The sequence below is a fragment of the Chryseobacterium sp. S90 genome, assembly GCF_047444895.1.
Classification (GTDB): Bacteria; Bacteroidota; Bacteroidia; order Flavobacteriales; family Weeksellaceae; genus Chryseobacterium.
In genome coordinates this window covers 87960-106663 of record NZ_JBLGCX010000002.1, presented here as the reverse complement: position 1 = coordinate 106663, position 18704 = coordinate 87960, and the positions used below count along the sequence as shown (strand labels likewise).

The window sequence follows — 18704 nt, the reverse complement described above, 5'->3', positions numbered from 1 at the left end:
ATTTATATATTGAATTTGTACTGGTTTTCTTAAGGTTCTTATGTTAAGCTATTTTTTAACATACCAAACCGGAAATTATTAGTTTACGATCAAATGTATGAAATTTGAAATTCGATTCATATAACACTTTTGTGGTATTTTATCCGTTAACAAAAATATTTATGATTAGGTATTAAATAAAATAATTAGATTTATTAACACCATTATCATTGTAAAATAATTAATATGAAAACCAATACCTACCCTTCCAAATATGCACTACCGAAAGGAGTTTTTACAGTTGGAAAAACAAAATTCAAATGGTACGATCTGGCTGATGATCCGGCAGAAATCTCCCCACAGGATATTCATAATGCCCGGTTATGTGTTGAATATGCCGAAGAAGACTTCCAAAATATTGATGATCTTGGATTTATCATTATGCATCGCTGCGGAGAAAATTATCTTCTCCTGGTATGTACATGGCGAAGTGAAAATGAATTATGGGAAAGTGTTTATTATGACGGTTCCGGCAACTTTGAAATATGGGACAGAAACAAAACCCACCTCCCTACTTACTGTGTCTGGGAAATGGGTATTGTCTATCATGAATCCCAGTCCTGGAAAAAATATCTGGGTTCCGGGCGGGAAGAAAATGATAAGGAGAAATATCTTAATGATGTTTTTGAAGGAGAAGTGTAAGTATTTGCATCCTGGGCGAATGAAGAATCTCATAAAAGGAAGAGGTTATTCATTCCGCTTCGCTTCATTCAGAATGACACGAAACATAAAGAATGACTTAAATCCAGATTATCAGTTCGCTCTGTTTTTTTCATCAAACCTTACATTGCGGTCCGCACCTTTTACTTTTTTATTTCCGAAAGCATATGTTGCAGATACCGTGAGCCTTCTTGCATCGTAATAATTATTATAAGAGTGTGTTCCTGTGGTATAATAGATTTCACCCTGGCTTTTCCCCTGCTTCAAAATATCAGAAACAAATACATTCAGCTGAAGGCTTTTTTCCATAAGGTTTAGTTTCAGACCTGATGTAAAATTCCCGGCAAACTTCATATATGAATTTCCGGAGTTGGAAGGCAGGCGGAACCAGTAGTTCAGAATCAGCTGTATGGTTTTGCTTGAGTTGAGTGATATATTATTCTGAAAATCGAAATCATAGCTGTTTCCTTTTCTGGCAAGGGCATCCGTTGCAAAAACATCCGTGTTCATATAAGAATAATTAGCAGAGTAATTCGCTTCCCATCTTTTGAAAAAAGTATCTGAGTAATTAAGCGAAATACCCATACTATTCTGATTGTAGTAATTTTCAAAAGTACTTACCCTGTTTTCACCTTTCAGATTAGCGAGCTGGCCAAATGCATCCACTGATTTCTGAAAATAAGCAGACGCTGATAGTTTTCCTTTATAAACATAAGAAAGTTCAAAATTATGATTGATCGACGGTTTAAGGAAAGGATTTCCGGTAAAATAAGAATTGATATTGATGTACCAGCGGTAGGGATTGATGGCACGGAATCCCGGTCTGTTAATCCTTTTGGAATAATTCAGGTTGAATGTATGATTCTCATTGCTTTTATAGCTGACATAGGCTGTAGGAAAAAATTTTCCGTAAGAATTTTCGTTCTGCTGACCTGAAGTTAAAGAATTCCCATTGACTACAGAATATTCATAACGTAAGCCTGCCTTTGCCGACCATTTTTCGTTGAAAGTCTTTTCAAAACTGATATAAGCGGCGTAATTTTTTTCATTGTACTCAAATTCATTGCTCTTCAGAGGATCTGTGATATATTGTCCGTTCTTTAAATTCTGATAAAAAATATTGGAGTTATTATCAAAATTGGTGAATTTTATCCCAGCTTCTGTCTTTGCAAACTGATAAGGTAATGTAAGATCTGCCTGCCCTGAATAAATTTTATAATCTACCATAGATGGCGACTTTACAACAAACCGGTCTCCCGAGCTTTCTGTAGTGGTAAAATCAATGGTCGTTTCCGGTGTATTGGAAAAATAATTTCCTGTAATACTCAGTTTATTGTCCTGTTTCCCGAATTTCAGATCATAATAAGCGCTGGCCGTATTTTGCCTTCCTGTAGCTCTGTGCTCCGCATCAGTCAGGAGTGTATTGGTATAAATCCCATTCTGGAAATAGTTTGAAGTATTCCTGATATCCATATTAGAATGCCCGAATCCGAAATCATAAATAAGTCCGATATTGGACTTTTTACTCAGCTGATAATCCAGACTTAAATTTGCTCCAAGCCCATCTCCAAAATCTCTTCTGTTATCATTACTTTTAAGACCATCTGCACCTTCTATCCAATAGTTTTCATAAGAGTGTTTTTCATTTTTATTTTGTCTTAACTTCAATGAGGTACGCAGTTTTTCATTCTGATAATTCAAGGTTACACTGTTTGAATTTCCGGTATAAGTTTGTTGCTGAAGGCTGGAGGTAAAACTTCCGTTCCATCCCAGATTCTGATTTTTCTTTAAAACAATATTAATAAGACCGCTGTTTCCCTGTGCTTCATATTTGGCGGGAGGTGAAGTAATGACTTCAATTTTTTCTATATTCTCAGATCGCAGACTTTTAAGATAAGTAACCAATTCAGCATCTGACAAATTCAGAATCCTGTCATTAATCATTACTGCTACCCCACTTTTCCCGACAATTGAAACTCCGGTATTATCATCTACTTTTACCAATGGTGTTGTTGCAAGAGCATCTGCTCCATCCATTCCCTGTGAAGCCACGGAATTGGAAACATTGAAAACCAATCTGTCTGCTTTTCTCTCAATCAGTTTTTTTCTGGCAGTAAGTGTAACTCCTTCGATCTGCTTCTCTTTCTTTTTTTCAATAAAAAAATCATGTTTTACCTCACCATTTATTGCCAGTTCCTTGCTGGATATTTCTATACCATCCTGAATAAGTTTAATATGATACGTTCCATTTTCTGAAAGTTTCAGTGAGTAATTTCCTTTTTCGTCCGAAATAGCAGTCTGCTTCTTCTGATTTTTTTCTGCAACCACCTCAACGTAAGGAACAGCATTTCCGGTTTGGGTAATCTTCCCTGTTACCGTCTGGGCAAATGCAGCTGCCGGCAACAGCACAATTACAGCAAGTAATGTCTTCTTCATGAATTATAGTCGTTTTCTATAAGACAAGCTACTCCTTTGTTTTATTACCTCTGTTTTGCTGTTTTTCAATATCTTCGCCTTTATAAAATCAAAACATGAAAAAAGGGCTTATAGCATTTTCTTTATTTATTACTCAGATCATTTCTGCACAGAATTACTCCCAATATGTGAATCCTTTTATAGGAACCGGAGGCCATGGCCATACTTTTCCAGGTGCTATTGTTCCATTCGGAATGGTGCAGCTTTCTCCCGATACAAGAATAGACGGAAGCTGGGATGGCTGCAGCGGATACCATTATTCGGATTCCGTGATCTATGGATTTTCTCATACGCATCTGAACGGAACAGGAGTTTCAGATTACGGAGACATTATGCTGATACCCACGATGGGAAATCCAAGTCTGAGCAGTAAAGAGTATTCCTCAAAATTTTCGCATAAAAATGAAAAGGCTACTGCCGGATATTATACTGTTAAATTAGATAAACATAATATTGGAGTGCGTCTGACAACGACAAAAAGAGTCGGTTACCATGAATACACCTTCAACAATGCAGGTGATGCCAATATCATTTTGGACCTCAACCACAGAGATAAACTTCTGGAAGGTGAAGTAAAAGTTATTGATGATAAAACCATTGAAGTTTTCAGAAGAAGTGAAGCCTGGGCTACCAACCAGTATATCTACGCCAGAATTGAATTTTCAAAGCCTATGAAAATCTCTAAAAAAGAGGTTAATGGAAAACAGGAAACTAATCTTTTTACCGGGACAAAACTTGCACTGGCATTTTCAGCTAATGTTAAAAAAGGAGAAAAGATCAATGTAAAAGTCTCTATTTCTCCTACAGGATATGAAGGAGCAGGAAAAAATATGCTGGCAGAAGGACAATCTAAAGATTTTGATGCTGTAAGAAAACAGGCAGAAGCCAACTGGGATAAAGAACTTTCAAAAATTGAAGTAAAGTCTGATGATAAAAATAAATTAGCAGTTTTTTACACCGCTCTTTATCATGTTTTCACACAACCGAACATCAATATGGATGTTGATGGAAAATACAGAGGCAGGGATAACAAACTCTACACGGCAAATGGCTTTGATTATTACACCGTCTTTTCACTTTGGGATACTTTCAGGGGAGCTCATCCGCTGATGACTTTAATTGACCGAAAAAGAACTGCAGATTTCATCAATACCTTCATCAAACAATATGAACAGGGTGGAAAACTTCCGGTATGGGAGCTGGCTTCCAATGAAACAGAATGTATGATTGGCTACCACTCAGTTTCTGTCATTGCAGATGCTATGGCCAAGGGAATTCAGGGGTTTGATTACGAAAAGGCTTTTCAGGCTGCGAAAGGTTCGGCAATGCAGGACATTTTCGGATTGAATGCTTATAAACAGAATAATTATATCAGTATTGATGATGAGCATGAAAGTATTTCCAAAACGGTAGAATATGCCTATGATGATTGGTGCATTGCCCAAATGGCAAAAATTTTAGGCAAAAAAGAAGATTATCAGTATTTCATGAAGCGCTCTCAGAACTGGAAAAATCTTTACAATCCTAAAACCGGGTTTATGCAGCCAAGAAAGAATGGAAACTGGTATGAACCATTTGATCCAAGAGAAGTCAACAACAATTATACGGAAGGAAATTCATGGCATTATTCTTATTCTGTACAACAGGATATTCCCGGTCTTATTGCTGCGCATGGCGGAAAAGAAAAATTTGAACAATTTATTGATGCCATCTTCACCGCTCCTGATAAAACAACGGGAAGAGAACAGGTAGATATCACAGGTTTGATGGGACAATATGCTCAGGGAAATGAGCCAAGCCACCACATTGCTTATCTGTACAATTTTGTAGACAAACCTGAAAAGACAGATGCCAAAATAAAATATATCCTTGATAATTTCTATAAAAATACACCTGACGGCCTGATCGGAAATGAAGACTGCGGCCAGATGAGTGCATGGTATATTCTAAGTTCTATGGGAATTTATTCTGTAACTCCAGGATTACCGGAATGGGAAACCACAACACCTTATTTTGATGAAATCAAGCTTCATCTGGAAGATGGTACGACAAAAACCATTACTAAAAACACCGGCAGAGCGGAACTTAAAAAACTTGGTTTTGAAAATGTGAAACCTGTTAAAGATTTTAAATATGAGGAACAAACTGCTTCACCCGTGATCGCTGCCGATAGAATCTTTGATTTTTCTACCAAAGTTGAGATCACTCCGCTGAATCCCAATGACAAGGTATATTATATGACCATGGATGAAAGCGACAGCAATAAAAGAAAGACTTTTTCTACTTATAAAGGGCCATTCTCAATCACAAAAACTACCCAGGTAATGGCTTATGCTGAAAGAAACGGAGAAAAAAGTTCTGTAACTACAGCCAATTTCAATAGAAGACCTAATTACTGGGATATTAATATACTATCTAAAGTTACGCCACAATACAGCGCTACCGGAAAACTGGCCCTTATCGACGGAATCAGAGGCGATGTCAACTGGAGAAAAGGTGAATGGCATGGCTATCAGGGACAGAATTTTGAAGCAATCATTGATTTCAAATCTCCTCAGCAAATCAAATCATTATCTTCCACCTATCTTCAGGACAGCAGAGCGTGGATTCTGATGCCTAAAAAAGTAGAATATTACGCTTCCATGAACGGGAAAGATTTTATCCTTCTGAAAACTGTTGACAATGACATTGATCCTAAGGATGAAAGGGTACAGATCAAAGATTTTTCTACTGAAATTCTTCCTACCGAAGCCCGATACATTAAAGTAAAAGCTTACTACTTCGGGAAACTTCCTGAATGGCATCAGGGAGCAGGAGGAGATGCTTATATTTTCCTTGATGAGATTTCTGCGAGATAAAAACCACAATTATATATGAAAAAATTATCGTTACTGCTCTTTTTACTCTTAAGTATCATAAAAGTTTCAGCCTGTAAATGCGTAGTCGAAACATTAGCACAGAATTATCTAAGTTCTGACTTTGTAGGTATTATCAAAATTCTGAAAGTATATGATCAAAACACTGAGCAAAGAACATATAAAGCAGATATTGAATTTGAAAAAGTGTATAAGGGAAAAACAACATTCAAAACAATGAATGTGAGAGGTTTAATTGGAAATTCCTATTCCGGAGCATGCGAAATTGATGTACAGCCTAATGAAAGATATCTGATCTTCCTAAAATCCGATAGCACCTATACTATTTCATCCTGTACTCCGAAATCAAAGCTGGGAAATAAACCGACAAAAGCTGAAAATTTATGGCTTAAAAATCTGGGCAAAGCCTTTACTTACTTAGATAATAATAAATTCAGATTTATGGGCTTACAGTTTACTAGTTGCTATGATGAAATCCAAACTGAACATGTATCTGATTTATCAAAAATCAGTAGATTCAAACCTAAGCAGCCTTTTGCTATCTATAAAGTAAAAATAGATGATAGATCAAAAATTCAGGAAATTACTCCTGTTACAACTTTTGGAAGTAAGGATGATACCATCGAAAATATACTGAAAACAAATATGATCGTCTCCACACCAACATCTTTCTGGATACCCAATCAAAAAGAAGCTTTACTTTTTCTTTTTTATAATAAAGAAAATATAGGAAAGCCATACGACGAAGTCATATCCTGTGATTAAGCTAAAATAAAACCCCTTTTCAGAATTTTGAAAAGGGGTTATTTTTTAATTCATTCTTTCCGACCATTGCAGGACTTCCGGAAGTTCCCTATCAGAAAATTCGATGTGGATCACTCTCCTTTTCTTTCCGTTGGTTGTCCGGTTGGAACCGTGAAGCGTTAAAGGTTTCATCAGCATAATTCCCCCTTTTTCTACGTTGCAGATTTCTTCTGTTTCAATTGTCCAGTCGATGGCTTCCGGTCTGTAAATTCCTTTTGCGTGAGATTTTGGAACTACTTTCAAAGCTCCGTTATTTTCATCGGTATCATCCAGATGGATTCTGATGGTATAGATATTTTCCAGAATATCCAGTGGTGGCTGTACTGCAAACTGATTCTTTTTAGTTGTCCATGGACCGAACTCAGGAAGATCCAGCTTTTTATCAACAGAAATAGTCAGATCCTGATGATAGGCTACATACCAATTGGAAGTTTCAGGCTTATCAAAATAAATACTTTTTACCACAAAATATTTTTCTCCGAAGATTTCCCTAACCACTTTCTGAATATTCTCATTGAAAATAAGTTCTTTGATTTCCGGGACCTCTTTTAAAAACTGTCTAATCGCAAACAGGTCTTCAGATTTTCTGAAATTCTCCTTTGAAGTGTCTATGTTTTGAAGAACGTGATTTATTTCTTCAAGTTCTTTCTGCGAAAAAACATTATTGATAACAGCAAAGCCATATTCAAGAATATGGCTTTTATGATTTTCTAAGTTATGTAAACTCATATTTAAATTTTGTCTAGTGGCTCTGTCAATTGTCCTTCCCATTTAGAAACTGCTGAAGTCGCCAATGTATTTCCCAGCACATTGGTCATACTTCTTCCCATATCACAGAAATGGTCAATCGGTAAGATCAAAGCAATTCCTTCCGGCGGAATACCAAACATGGAACACGTTGCTACAATAATTACCAAAGAAGCTCTCGGAACACCGGCAATTCCTTTTGAAGTAAGCATTAATACCAATAGCATGGTGATCTGCTGTCCAAGGCTCATTTCGATACCGTAAATCTGTGCAATAAAGATGGATGCAAAGGTCATGTACATCATACTTCCATCAAGGTTGAATGAATATCCTAAAGGTAAAATAAAGGATACTACCCTGCTGTTGCACCCGAATTTCTCCAATTCTTCAACCAGTTTCGGGAATACAGCTTCTGAACTCGTAGTAGAGAAAGCAATCAGTAAAGGTTCTTTTATTCTTTTTAAAAGGTCAAAAAGACGGTTTCCTAAGATAAAATAACCTACCAGTAAAAGTACCAGCCAAAGAACTCCTATAGCAAAGAAGAAGTCTCTTAAATAAATAGCATATACTTTAAAGATTTCAAAACCATTGGTCGCCACTACTGCAGCAATAGCTCCCAATACTCCCAGCGGAGCAAACCACATGATGTACCCAACCATTTTAAGGATTGCGTGAGCGATGATATCAAAAAGCTTCACCACAGGCTTAGAATACTCTTCACCTAAATTGGCAAGTGCAACTCCAAACATCACTGCAAATATCACAATCTGTAATACTTCATTGGTTGCAAAGGCTTCAAATAAACTTTTAGGAATCATATGCTTTACAAAGTCTTCCATGGAGAAACTTTTACTGCTTTTAAGAAGCTCATCAGCAGAAGATACGTCCTGAATCGGTAGTTTTGTGACATGTCCCGGCTCCAGCCAGTTAACGAGGATCAACCCGATAAAAAGGGAAATCAGAGATGCGGAAATAAACCAAAGCATTGCTTTTGTTCCTACTCTTCCGATCATTTTGATATCACTCATTTTGGCAATACCCACCACCAAAGTCGTAAACACCAAAGGAGCAATAATCATCTGTACCAATCTGATGAAAACCGTTCCCAGCAGTTTTATGTTTTTAGCAAAAGGTTCTGCATTCTCAGGATATTTCACGTGTACAATACCTCCAATTCCTACTCCAACAAGAAGGGCAATGATAATTGCTATAAAAAGTTTATTCTGTCCTTTCATATATATAGTTCAATTTGCGCAAATATAATGGTTTTTCAATTGGCAGGAGATTTTCTTCAATGGGGATTAATTTTACATTAAGTTTTTAATACCCAAAAATTAAAAGCCTGGTTTAGAAAATATTGTAAAAAAATTAAGAAACATTTATTGAATTTTTATTCTTTTGGTACAAATTTTATTATTACATTTGATTGTATAACAACATTAATAAATATACAATATGAAAAAAACTATTGCAATGGCTGCATTAGCTGTAGCTGTATCTTTCGGTGCTATTTCTTGTAAAAAGAAAGTTTCTGATGCCGACCTTCAGACTCAGGCTACAACGGTAGTAACTTCTAATCCCAATGCTTCTGTTGAAGTAAAAGAAGGTGTAGCTCACTTAAGCGGTACTTTCGCAGATCAGCAGTCTAAAGACGCGATGATCGCAAAATTAAAAGCGATCAACGGAGTAAAAGACGTTATGGATATGTCTACTGTAGCAGCTGCTCCTGCTCCGGCACCTGTTGAAACTGCTTCTGCTGTAGATCCTGCTGTTCAGAAAAAAGTTCAGGATGCGGTGAAGGATTTCCCTTCTGTAAAAGTAGAAGTTGTAAACGGGCAGCTTACTCTTACAGGAAATGTTTCCGGCTTACAGGCTAGAAAAATCAAAGAATCTGTAGATGCTTTGAAAATTGGAAAGTATAACAACAACCTAATCGTAAAATAATTTAAGATGAGCGAATTACAAGATAAATATTCAAGCGTAGTTTCAGCGGCACAGTCTGCAGGAATCTCTAATCTTCAGGTTCAGGAGCAGGACGGAATTCTTTATGTTTCCGGAAATGCTTCCAACACTGCGGCTAAAGATGCTGTATGGAATGCTTTAGGAGCTATTGATTCTACTTATTCTGCTTCAGATATCAATATTGATGTACAGGTTGCAGGTCTTACTTCAGGAGCTTCTTTAACAGTGGCAACAGAAGATTCTAACCTTAATATCAGACAGGAGCCTTCTACTGAAGCTGCCGTAGTAGGTAAAGCGGCTAAAGGTTCTTCTGTAACTTTAATTGAACAAACTTCTGATGACTGGTGGAAAGTGAAAACTGATGACGGTCAGGAAGGATATGCTTATTCAAGATATTTAAGAGCATAAATTTTATTAAAAAATAATAAAGTTTCACAAATAAAGCATAGAAACATCCCTATTTTGGGATGTTTTTATATTTTTACGGCTCAGAAAAAAAACTAATGAAGAAAACTCTGTTGCTATTGACTTTGATGTTCACAGTCATTATTCTGCACGCTCAAAAACTACACATTGACGGAAAAATATCAGATTCTGAAAAGAAGCCGATAGAAAATGCCACCGTTTACCTTTTGAAAGAAAAAGATTCGTCCATTATCAATTACACAGCCACCAATAAAGAAGGAAAATTTTCTCTGAAGATTGATGATGTAAAAGAACCTTCCATTCTTAAAATTGACGCTGATAAATTATCTTCCTATTCAAAAAAATTTGATAAAATAGATCAGGCATTATCCTTAGGAGATATTCAGCTTGAAAAACCAAGTATTGTCAACAATATTGATGAGGTAAAAATCACAGCATCACCCGTAAAAATTAAAAAAGATACTATTGAGTTCAGTGCAGCAGCAATCAAAGTAAGACCTGACAGTAAAATAGAAGAACTTCTGAAACAAATTCCAGGCGTAGAGATCAATAATGATGGAAAAATTACAGTGAATGGGAAGGAAGTCGATCAAATTATGATCAACGGGAAACCTTTCTTTGATAAAGACGGCAAAATTGCCCTTCAGAATTTGCCCGCAGATATTATCAAGAATATCCAGTTTACAACAACCAAGACAAAGGAAGAAGAACTGAGCGGGACAACAGCCAAATCTCAGAATACCACCATCAATTTTAATATTGACGAAAAGAAAAATAAAGGTTTGCTGACAAGACTTACGGTAGGTTATGGTTCAGACAAGCGGTATGAGGCTAGCGGGCTGGCCAGTTATTTTAAAGGCGATACCAAAGTAAGTATCCTTGCTTCTTCCAATAATATCAATTCACAGGGATTTTCCAGGGATGAGGTTTTTGACAGTATGGGGAACGGCCGGAATGCCTGGATGATGCAGGGAGGATCTGTCTCAACAGTAGGAAATGTGACGTATTACAACCAGGGAGGCGGTACAAGAGGAATTCAGCGGTCTACAACCATTGGATTGAATTACAGTGATAAAATGGGGAAAAATGCTGATCTGGATTCTTTCAGTCTGATGCATTCGGATTCTAATACGGAGACAAGATCCAAGGTTTCAAGATCTACTCTTTTACCCAATTATACGCTTCAGACCAATTCTGAAAGTAACGGAGAAAATGAATCTAAACAGTACAGTTTTGATACTTCAGTCAAAATCAAGCTGGATTCTATGACAAGTGTTTATCTTTCCCCGAGATTTACTAAAAGCAGCAGTTTCAGTTTCAATAATTCACAATCATCTACTTTGAAGAATGGAAGCCTTCTGAATGAAAGTAACTCCTATTCAAGTAATGATTCGGAAAGTAATTCATTTAATCCTTACATCTATTTTTCCAGAAAATTCAAGAAAAAAGGCCGTGTGCTTTCAGCCAATATGAACAGTTCAATTTCTGAGTCTAAAAGGGATAATCTAAGTCAATCCCAGAATACGTTTTATGATGAAAACGAGATAACAAAAGATAATCGTGATCAATTGGCCAAGAATAAAAATCAGAACAGCTCTTTCAATTTCAGTGCAGGATATTCAGAACCCATTTCCGATTCGTCCAGTGTAAATTTTAAAATAAAATATGAAGCGAGATCAGCGAGGGATATAAGGAATGTAAACGATTTTGATAATGCTACCGGAGATTACACTAAATTCAACCAGCTTTTATCAAATAATATGAAGCAGAGAATCAATCAGATTTCTCCTGAATTGAGCTATCAGATCAATAAAAATAAACTCAACTTCTGGGCTTCGGTGAACCTTGATATTTCTGATATGAAAGTAAACTCTATCTATAACGGACAGCAATATGACCTGCAGAAAAATTTCGTATTGCCTGAATATAATCTCAACCTTTACTATCAGCTTGGAGAAGGTAAAACCTTAAGTATCTATAATTACTCCAACTTTAACATTCCGACTGCAGAACAGCTGACTCCTTATAAAGATGAATCCAATCCTTTGATTACCTATCAAGGAAACCCCAATTTGAAAAATACCTGGGTCAACAATCTTTATCTGTATTTCAATAATTATAATAAAGTAAAAAACCTCAGTTACTATTTCAATATTGGTTTTACTTACAGAAATAATGACATCATCAATTTTTCCACCTATGATAATGCAGGAAAACAAGTGGTAACTTATAATAACGTAAGCGGAAATAAAAGCATTAACGCCGGCGGAGGCTTCAGTAAAAACCTGAAATGGAAAAATAATAAACTGACCATTAACCCAACATTCAACATGAATTATAATTACAATAATGGTTTTATCGACGGACAATCTTTTACCAGCAGTTCATACAATCTTAATCCTGGTCTTAATCTTGTGTATGAGATCAAAGATAAAATGACCATAAAACCTTCTTACAGGCTCGGATACAGCTTCTCAAATTATACCAATTATAATTTAAAAAGTGTAAATACAGCCAACCAGTCATTGAAACTTGAACTGACCAATTATATGCTGAAGGGAAGGTTTGTTTTTGGAAATGATTTTGAATATAACACCAATTCCAATATTGCTCCCGGCTTTAAAAAAGATTTCTACTTCTGGAATACCAGTCTGGGCTATTCATTCTACAAAAAGCAGTTTACAGCAAAAGTGAAGATCTATGATGTATTGAATCAAAATCAAAGCGTAAGAAGAACGATCACAGATTCTTATTTTGAAGACCGTGAAGACCTGATCCTGAAACGATACATCATGTTCTCTATCAGCATGAAGCTGAATAAGTTTGCAGGTAAAAAAGCACAATAATACTACACCATACTTTTATATATATATTTTGATAATGGCCGGATATTTCCGGCTATTTTTTATGAATACAGAGAAGATGTATCAATAACCGTGTTTTTATTTTTAAATTAGCATCAAATTTTTTTTATGAAGATCCATATTTCAGTATTATGTATTCTTTTTTTCATTCTTGGAAAAGCTCAGAAGACGGAACAGAAAGATACTTTCGTTAAAGACAATTTCACCAAGAAAGAATTTTATATTCCAATGCGTGATGGCGTGAAGCTTTTCACTGCTGTATATATCCCGAAAGATATATCAAACAAGAACAAATATCCGTTTCTGATGCAGAGAACCTGCTACAGCATCGCCCCATACGGAGAGAATGAATATAAAACAAAGGTAGGCCCCAACACCTATCTGATGAAAGACAAGTATATTTTTGTATACCAGGATGTACGCGGAAGATATATGAGTGAAGGTACTTTTACCAATATGACTCCACAGGTAGAGCGTAAAACTAAAAAAGATGTAGATGAAAGTACAGATACTTATGATACCATCGAATGGCTTTTGAAAAACATCAAGGACAATAATGGGAAAGCAGGTCAGTTTGGGACATCTTATCCCGGATTCTATACTGCTGTAGGAACGTTGTCACAACACCCTGCGCTGGTAGCTTCTTCTCCACAAGCCCCTATCTCAGATTTCTGGAATGACGATTTCCTTCACAACGGAAGGTTTATGCTAGGCTATTTCAGAACATTCCCTGTTTTTGGAGTTCAGAAAACACAACCTGAAAAACAAGCGTGGTATATGGATTCTTTCATCAAGCAGACTTCTGAAGACGGATTAAAATTCTACAGAGACATGGGTACGCTGAAAGACGGATATGAAAAGTATTATAAGAATAATTTCTTCATGACAGAAATTATGAATCATACCAACTATGATGAATTCTGGCAGAAAAGAGGTCTTCTTCCTCATTTGAAGAATATCAATCATGCTGTAATGACTGTTGGCGGATGGTTTGATGCAGAAGATCTTTCCGGTCCTCTGAATATTTATAAAACGATTGAAAAAACAAGCCCTAAAGCTAAAAACACAATTGTAATGGGACCTTTCTCTCATGGTGGATGGTCTCAGGAGCAGGGAAAACATTTCCACAGCGAAACCTATTTTGGAGACAGTATTGCAACATACTACCAGAAAAATATTGAAACAAAATTCTTCAACCACTACCTGAAAGGCAATACAAAAGAAGATGCGGGACTTCCTGAAGCGCTGATGTATGATACTGGAGCTAAAGAATGGAAAGAATTTACTTCTTACCCACCTAAAAATGCTCAGAAAGTTAACTTTTATTTAGCTGACAACACCTTGAAGAAAACTTCCGGACAAGGATATTCTGAATATTACAGTGATCCTAACAATCCTGTTTTAAGCTCTGATCATTTAAAAGATTTCAATGGTTTCACCCCCAAAAATTATATGTCCGAAGACCAGAGATTTGCTGTCGGAAGACCTGATGTTCTGACTTTCACAACCGATGTTCTGACAGAAGATATCGCGTTTGCCGGAGAGATCATGGCCAAACTTAATATTGCTTCTTCTTCTACAGATGCTGATTTTGCGGTAAAATTAATTGACGTTTACCCTGAAGACTTTAAACCTGCAGAAAAGAAAGAAGGTGTTATCTATGGTAACTATCATCAGATGGTAAGAAGTGAAATAATGCCTGCAAGGTTCAGAAATACGAAAGAAAAAGGAGAAGCTTTGGTTCCTAATCAAAAAACAGCTGTTAATTTCAGACTTCAGGATGTAGTTCACACCTTCAAAAAAGGACATAAAATCCAGATTCAGATCAGCAGTACATGGTTCCCCCTTTTCGCTATCAATCCACAGAAGTTTATGGATAATCCAAATTTCGCAACCAAAGAGGATTATACAAAAGCATTTATTAAAGTATATAATGACAGCTCTATTGAAGCTGAAGTTTTAAAATAATTTTGAAAAAGCTGTTCGTCTGAACAGCTTTTTATTTTTTTAGGTTTTGGCTAAAGCCGGATGAATTTATTTCTTTGTTCAAGTGGGCTAAAGCCCACTTCTATTGATAGAAATGATTAGCTTAATTAAAATTAAAGTCTGCATAATCGATCTAATCTGTATTGAGATTTCCTACGGAATGACAAATGTTGTGGATAAAGTCTCTCTAAAAAAATTATTCTTCAATGGTTCTGAAGGTAAGATTTACTCTGGGAGTTTTCACTTTTGTAGTGGGCGGAAGTCTGTGAAGCCAATGGTCCTGAGTAGTTCCTTTCATAATTAACAAACTTCCGTTTTCCAGGAATATTTCTACCTTTTCTTTGGTCTTTTTATGCTTAAATAAAAATTTTCTTTCCGCCCCAAAGGTCAGGGAAGCAATGGCACCGTGTTTTTTCAGATCTGTTTCACCATCGCTGTGGTAGGCCATTCCTTCACTCCCATCATGATATAAATTGAGCAGGCATGAATTGTAAGTTTCTCCTGAAACTTCTTCACATTTTTTCTTCAATTCCAGTAATTCCGGAGTCCAGAATTTTGCATATTTTGTCCGTTTAGAATATGTATATTCAAAAGGTTTTTCTCCAAACCAGGCCACTTTTCTTTTGGTTAAAATCAGTTTTCCAAAAATAATTGCTTCATCATTTTCCCAGGGAATCTCGTTCAGCAAATAGGTATAAAAAGAATCAGAAAGTTCTTTTGAAAAAACCTTTCCATAATAATGAACAGTTCCGTCATTCGGAAGTATATTGATCGGATAGTCTGATATTTCTTCGAAGAGGCTCATCATAGTTTTTTAATTTAAATGCTAATTTTGTAAAAGGTAAAATGTATTTATGATCTTAATAATTAAACACAAATTACACCAATATTTTCACAAATGACACAGTAACTTTTGTATCAATAGGAACGGACTTTAGTCCGTTTAATAAAAATAGCTCAATCCATTGGCTTTAGCCAAAACTTAAGGCTCAATATTTTTCAACCGCAAAAGTCACAAAAGTTGTAATCCATTAAACCATTTAAGTAACAAGATTCATGCATAAAAGTATACTAAAGTCTTTGAAAATCTTTGATTTTCTCTTTGTGAGCTTTATAACAGATAATTTTTAATCTTATTATCCATCCCTCAAATCTTTTTGTTCCTTTTGTGGTAAAAATAAGTTACGAGTACATTTGTGAGCCTTCCCAGCCTACAATCAGCTGCTTCCTTTCACTTCCCCATCGATATCCACCGAGATGTCCTGTAGACTGAATCACACGGTGACATGGGATAAGAAATGCAACAGGATTACTTCCAATAGCTGTTCCCACTGCTCTGGATGCTTTAGAATTTCCTATTTTTTCAGCCAGGCTGCCATAAGTAGACAGTTTACCCATTGGAATTGTCAACAGACTTTCCCAGACTTTAAGCTGAAAATCTGTACCTTTTAAGTGTAATTTTATAGTATTGAGTTTTGTCCAGTCTTTATCGAATATGGACAGTGCATTCTTTTGAAGGGCATCCTGGTACTCTGTAAAAGAAGCATTGGGGAACTTTTGTTTCAGCTCCCCGAATGCTGTTTCTTTATTGTCTTCAAAAGCCATATAACAGATTCCTTTTTCTGTAGAAGCTACTATTATATTTCCGAAAGGACTTTCAGAAAAGCTGTAATAAATACTAAGGCTTTTTCCGCCATTTTTATATTCTGCCGGAGACATTCCTTCTACCTTCACAAACAGATCATGAAGCCTGCTGGTACTGGAAAATCCTGTCTCATATGCGGTATCAAACAAACTTGCTTTTTCTTCCTTCAATAAATTTTTAGCGTGTTCAAGACTGATGAACTGCAAAAACTTTTTCGGACTTGTTCCTGCCCAATCTGTAAAGATTTTCTGAAAATGGGCGGGACTTAAGTGAATATTCTCTGCCACTTCCTCCAAACTTGGCTGAAGCCTGAAATTGCTCTGGATATATTCTATCGCCTTTGCAATTCTGTTATAATCTATCTGACTTTGTGTGGACATTGTATTGTTATTTTACCTCACAAATTTCCAAAGAATATACGGCAGAAAAAATCCGATTCTTGCGGAATATTAGTTGTTGTTATAAATATCGTTATAAGCAAGCATTTTATAATATAACTTAGCCGCAAGGAAAGCGGTTGGCTTAGCCATTGGAGAATCCATTAATTCTACAATATCGAATGCCACTACGTTACATTTTTCAAATACTTTTCTTAATAATTCCAGTGTTGGATACCATTGTAATCCACCTGGTTCAGGAGTCCCTGTAGAAGGAGCAATAGAAGGATCAAAAGCATCAAGATCTATTGTAATATATACGTTTCCTGAAACTTTTTCCAATACATCATTCACCCAGTTCTCGTTGTTCGCAATCTCGTGTGCAAAGAATACTCTTCCTTCCGGTAAATACTGAGCTTCTTCTGCGTCCATAGAACGGATTCCCACCTGAACCAGGTTATGTTTCTGGTTAGCTTCAAACACCGCACAAGCATGGTTAGAAGTAGAACCGTGGAATTCAGGACGTAAGTCTGTATGAGCATCTAACTGAAGAACGGTAAGGTTTTCAAATTTCTCTCCTACTGCACGGATAGAACCGATAGACACAGAGTGTTCACCCCCAAATAAAGTAAATACTTTCCCTTCATTGTTCAAAAGTTCTTTGGTTTTCTGGTAAACAGCTTCTGTCATTGCTTCCGGGCTGGAGTTTTCAGAAACTTCTCCTGCCAGATACACTCCCTGAAGATAAGGTTCTGTCTGGGTTTCAATATCATAAAGCTCCATGTTTTCAGAAGCATCTAAGAATAATTCAGGGCCTTTATCAGCTCCTTTCCCCCATGTTGAAGTTCCATCATAAGGAACAGTTACCAACATTACTTTTGAATTCTCTAACGTTGCGTTTTCTTCGGGAATTCCTGCGTATGTTTTCATATATAATTATTAATTAAAAAATTAAATGATTGAAAAATTAAAAGATTCCACAAAGATACAAAATAGTACCTGAGTTATAAATAATGAACGGTTTGTTATGAATTTTTAACCTTCCTTTCTATTTTTTAAATTTTTAAATCTTTCAATGTTTAAATTTTAAAGTTATTTTTGCACAAAACTTTAGTATGTCTTTAAAAGCTATTCTTTTCGATATGGATGGAGTAATTGTAGATACAGAACCATTGCATAGAAAAGCTTATTTCAAAACGTTTGATGAATTGGAAATTGCGGTTTCCGAAGAGCTGTACACCTCTTTTACCGGAGCATCAACCAAAAGAGTTTCTGAAACTTTGATTAATGAATTCAACCTCAATCAGACTTATGAATCCATTGCAGGAATCAAAAGAGCACATTTCAAAGATTATTTTTATAATGATGATGAATTTGATTTAATTCCGGGAGTAAGACAACTGATTGAACATTATCATGAAAACGGAATAAAGCTTATCCTCGCTTCTTCGGCTACCATGGTAACGATCAATATGGTTTTTGAAAAGTTCGGGTTGGAAAAATATTTCAGCGGAAAAATCAGCGGTGCCGATTTAAAAGAATCAAAACCTCATCCTGAAGTTTTTTTACTGGCTGCAGAAATGGCAGGTGAACCTGTTGAAAACTGCATGGTGATTGAAGATTCTACCAACGGAATTCTTGCAGCACATCGGGCTAAAATTTTCTGTGCGGCATACAGAAGTCCACATTCAAGAAATCAGGATTATACCTTGGCAGATACTGTAGTTACTGATTATGAAGAATTAGAACTGGATAAGATTGCAAAATATTTTTAAATAAAAGCTCTCAGAAAAATCTGAGAGCTTTTATTTTGCATGTACCTTGTCATCTGAATGAAGTGAAG

14 protein-coding genes are annotated in these 18704 nt (G+C 36.1%); 8 read left to right on the top strand and 6 right to left on the bottom strand.

The features are described 5' to 3' along the window. Nucleotides 1–225 precede the first annotated feature (225 nt). Nucleotides 226–681: a hypothetical protein gene (locus tag ACLMCG_RS08230; protein ID WP_413961067.1), complete on the top strand. Its 456-nt coding sequence runs from the start codon at nt 226–228 to the stop codon at nt 679–681. Between the two features lie 111 nt (nt 682–792). On the opposite strand, the gene ACLMCG_RS08225 is transcribed toward ACLMCG_RS08230, so the two are convergent. Further along, nucleotides 793–3135, bottom strand: a complete 2343-nt coding sequence (locus tag ACLMCG_RS08225; protein WP_413961068.1) for a TonB-dependent receptor domain-containing protein — start codon at nt 3133–3135, stop codon at nt 793–795. A gap of 95 nt (nt 3136–3230) precedes the next feature. On the opposite strand from ACLMCG_RS08225, the gene ACLMCG_RS08220 reads away from it, so the two are divergent. Beyond that, a complete protein-coding gene (locus ACLMCG_RS08220) occupies nt 3231–6032 on the top strand; it encodes a GH92 family glycosyl hydrolase (RefSeq protein ID WP_413961069.1) in 2802 nt (933 codons plus the stop codon). Between the two features lie 15 nt (nt 6033–6047). Then, nucleotides 6048–6815 carry a hypothetical protein gene (locus ACLMCG_RS08215; RefSeq protein WP_413961070.1) on the top strand — a complete coding sequence of 256 codons (768 nt, stop codon included), beginning with the start codon at nt 6048–6050 and terminating at the stop codon, nt 6813–6815. A gap of 45 nt (nt 6816–6860) precedes the next feature. Here ACLMCG_RS08215 and ACLMCG_RS08210 read toward each other — a convergent pair whose 3' ends face one another. Both ACLMCG_RS08210 and ACLMCG_RS08205 read right to left on the bottom strand, forming a co-directional pair. Next, nucleotides 6861–7583, bottom strand: a complete 723-nt coding sequence (locus ACLMCG_RS08210; protein ID WP_413961071.1) for a phytanoyl-CoA dioxygenase family protein — start codon at nt 7581–7583, stop codon at nt 6861–6863. 2 nt (nt 7584–7585) lie between these two features. Continuing rightward, nucleotides 7586–8836, bottom strand: a complete 1251-nt coding sequence (locus ACLMCG_RS08205) for a cation:dicarboxylate symporter family transporter (protein WP_047387035.1) — start codon at nt 8834–8836, stop codon at nt 7586–7588. 220 nt (nt 8837–9056) lie between these two features. Here ACLMCG_RS08205 and ACLMCG_RS08200 point away from each other — a divergent pair, with 220 nt between their 5' ends. The 4 genes from ACLMCG_RS08200 (at nt 9057) to ACLMCG_RS08185 (ending at nt 14821) form a co-directional block, all read left to right on the top strand. Then, the gene (locus ACLMCG_RS08200; RefSeq protein WP_149833280.1) at nt 9057–9545 is read left to right on the top strand and encodes a BON domain-containing protein; all 489 of its coding nucleotides are present in this window, start codon (nt 9057–9059) and stop codon (nt 9543–9545) included. 6 nt (nt 9546–9551) lie between these two features. Continuing rightward, a complete protein-coding gene (locus tag ACLMCG_RS08195) occupies nt 9552–9971 on the top strand; it encodes an SH3 domain-containing protein (RefSeq protein WP_047420872.1) in 420 nt (139 codons plus the stop codon). Between the two features lie 95 nt (nt 9972–10066). Next, on the top strand, nt 10067–12835 hold the full coding sequence (locus ACLMCG_RS08190; RefSeq protein ID WP_413961072.1) for an outer membrane beta-barrel protein: 2769 nt from the start codon (nt 10067–10069) through the stop codon (nt 12833–12835). A 126-nt stretch (nt 12836–12961) separates the two neighbouring features. Next, nucleotides 12962–14821, top strand: a complete 1860-nt coding sequence (locus tag ACLMCG_RS08185) for a CocE/NonD family hydrolase (RefSeq protein WP_223600101.1) — start codon at nt 12962–12964, stop codon at nt 14819–14821. A 214-nt stretch (nt 14822–15035) separates the two neighbouring features. On the opposite strand, the gene ACLMCG_RS08180 is transcribed toward ACLMCG_RS08185, so the two are convergent. The 3 genes from ACLMCG_RS08180 to speB form a co-directional block, all read right to left on the bottom strand. Continuing rightward, nucleotides 15036–15644, bottom strand: a complete 609-nt coding sequence (locus ACLMCG_RS08180; RefSeq protein WP_413961125.1) for an alpha-ketoglutarate-dependent dioxygenase AlkB family protein — start codon at nt 15642–15644, stop codon at nt 15036–15038. Between the two features lie 377 nt (nt 15645–16021). After that, complete coding sequence (locus ACLMCG_RS08175; RefSeq protein WP_413961073.1) at nt 16022–16864, bottom strand: bifunctional helix-turn-helix domain-containing protein/methylated-DNA--[protein]-cysteine S-methyltransferase; 843 nt, start codon at nt 16862–16864, stop codon at nt 16022–16024. A 69-nt stretch (nt 16865–16933) separates the two neighbouring features. After that, a complete protein-coding gene (gene speB, locus ACLMCG_RS08170; protein WP_047095921.1) occupies nt 16934–17791 on the bottom strand; it encodes an agmatinase in 858 nt (285 codons plus the stop codon). A gap of 185 nt (nt 17792–17976) precedes the next feature. Between speB and ACLMCG_RS08165 the strand changes: the two genes are divergently transcribed. Beyond that, nucleotides 17977–18636, top strand: coding sequence for an HAD family hydrolase (locus ACLMCG_RS08165; RefSeq protein WP_413961074.1), 660 nt, complete (start codon nt 17977–17979; stop codon nt 18634–18636). Nucleotides 18637–18704: the final 68 nt, after the last annotated feature.

Excerpts from the sequence above, each read along its gene's own strand:
- ACLMCG_RS08225 (WP_413961068.1), bottom strand. The coding sequence starts at position 3,135 with ATGAAGAAGACATTACTTGCTGTAATTGTGCTGTTGCCGGCAGCTGCA.
- ACLMCG_RS08220 (WP_413961069.1), top strand. The coding sequence starts at position 3,231 with ATGAAAAAAGGGCTTATAGCATTTTCTTTATTTATTACTCAGATCATT.
- speB (WP_047095921.1), bottom strand. The coding sequence starts at position 17,791 with ATGAAAACATACGCAGGAATTCCCGAAGAAAACGCAACGTTAGAGAAT.
- ACLMCG_RS08210 (WP_413961071.1), bottom strand. The coding sequence starts at position 7,583 with ATGAGTTTACATAACTTAGAAAATCATAAAAGCCATATTCTTGAATAT.
- ACLMCG_RS08180 (WP_413961125.1), bottom strand. The coding sequence starts at position 15,644 with ATGAGCCTCTTCGAAGAAATATCAGACTATCCGATCAATATACTTCCG.
- ACLMCG_RS08195 (WP_047420872.1), top strand. The coding sequence starts at position 9,552 with ATGAGCGAATTACAAGATAAATATTCAAGCGTAGTTTCAGCGGCACAG.
- ACLMCG_RS08200 (WP_149833280.1), top strand. The coding sequence starts at position 9,057 with ATGAAAAAAACTATTGCAATGGCTGCATTAGCTGTAGCTGTATCTTTC.
- ACLMCG_RS08230 (WP_413961067.1), top strand. The coding sequence starts at position 226 with ATGAAAACCAATACCTACCCTTCCAAATATGCACTACCGAAAGGAGTT.
- ACLMCG_RS08190 (WP_413961072.1), top strand. The coding sequence starts at position 10,067 with ATGAAGAAAACTCTGTTGCTATTGACTTTGATGTTCACAGTCATTATT.
- ACLMCG_RS08205 (WP_047387035.1), bottom strand. The coding sequence starts at position 8,836 with ATGAAAGGACAGAATAAACTTTTTATAGCAATTATCATTGCCCTTCTT.
- ACLMCG_RS08175 (WP_413961073.1), bottom strand. The coding sequence starts at position 16,864 with ATGTCCACACAAAGTCAGATAGATTATAACAGAATTGCAAAGGCGATA.
- ACLMCG_RS08215 (WP_413961070.1), top strand. The coding sequence starts at position 6,048 with ATGAAAAAATTATCGTTACTGCTCTTTTTACTCTTAAGTATCATAAAA.
- ACLMCG_RS08185 (WP_223600101.1), top strand. The coding sequence starts at position 12,962 with ATGAAGATCCATATTTCAGTATTATGTATTCTTTTTTTCATTCTTGGA.
- ACLMCG_RS08165 (WP_413961074.1), top strand. The coding sequence starts at position 17,977 with ATGTCTTTAAAAGCTATTCTTTTCGATATGGATGGAGTAATTGTAGAT.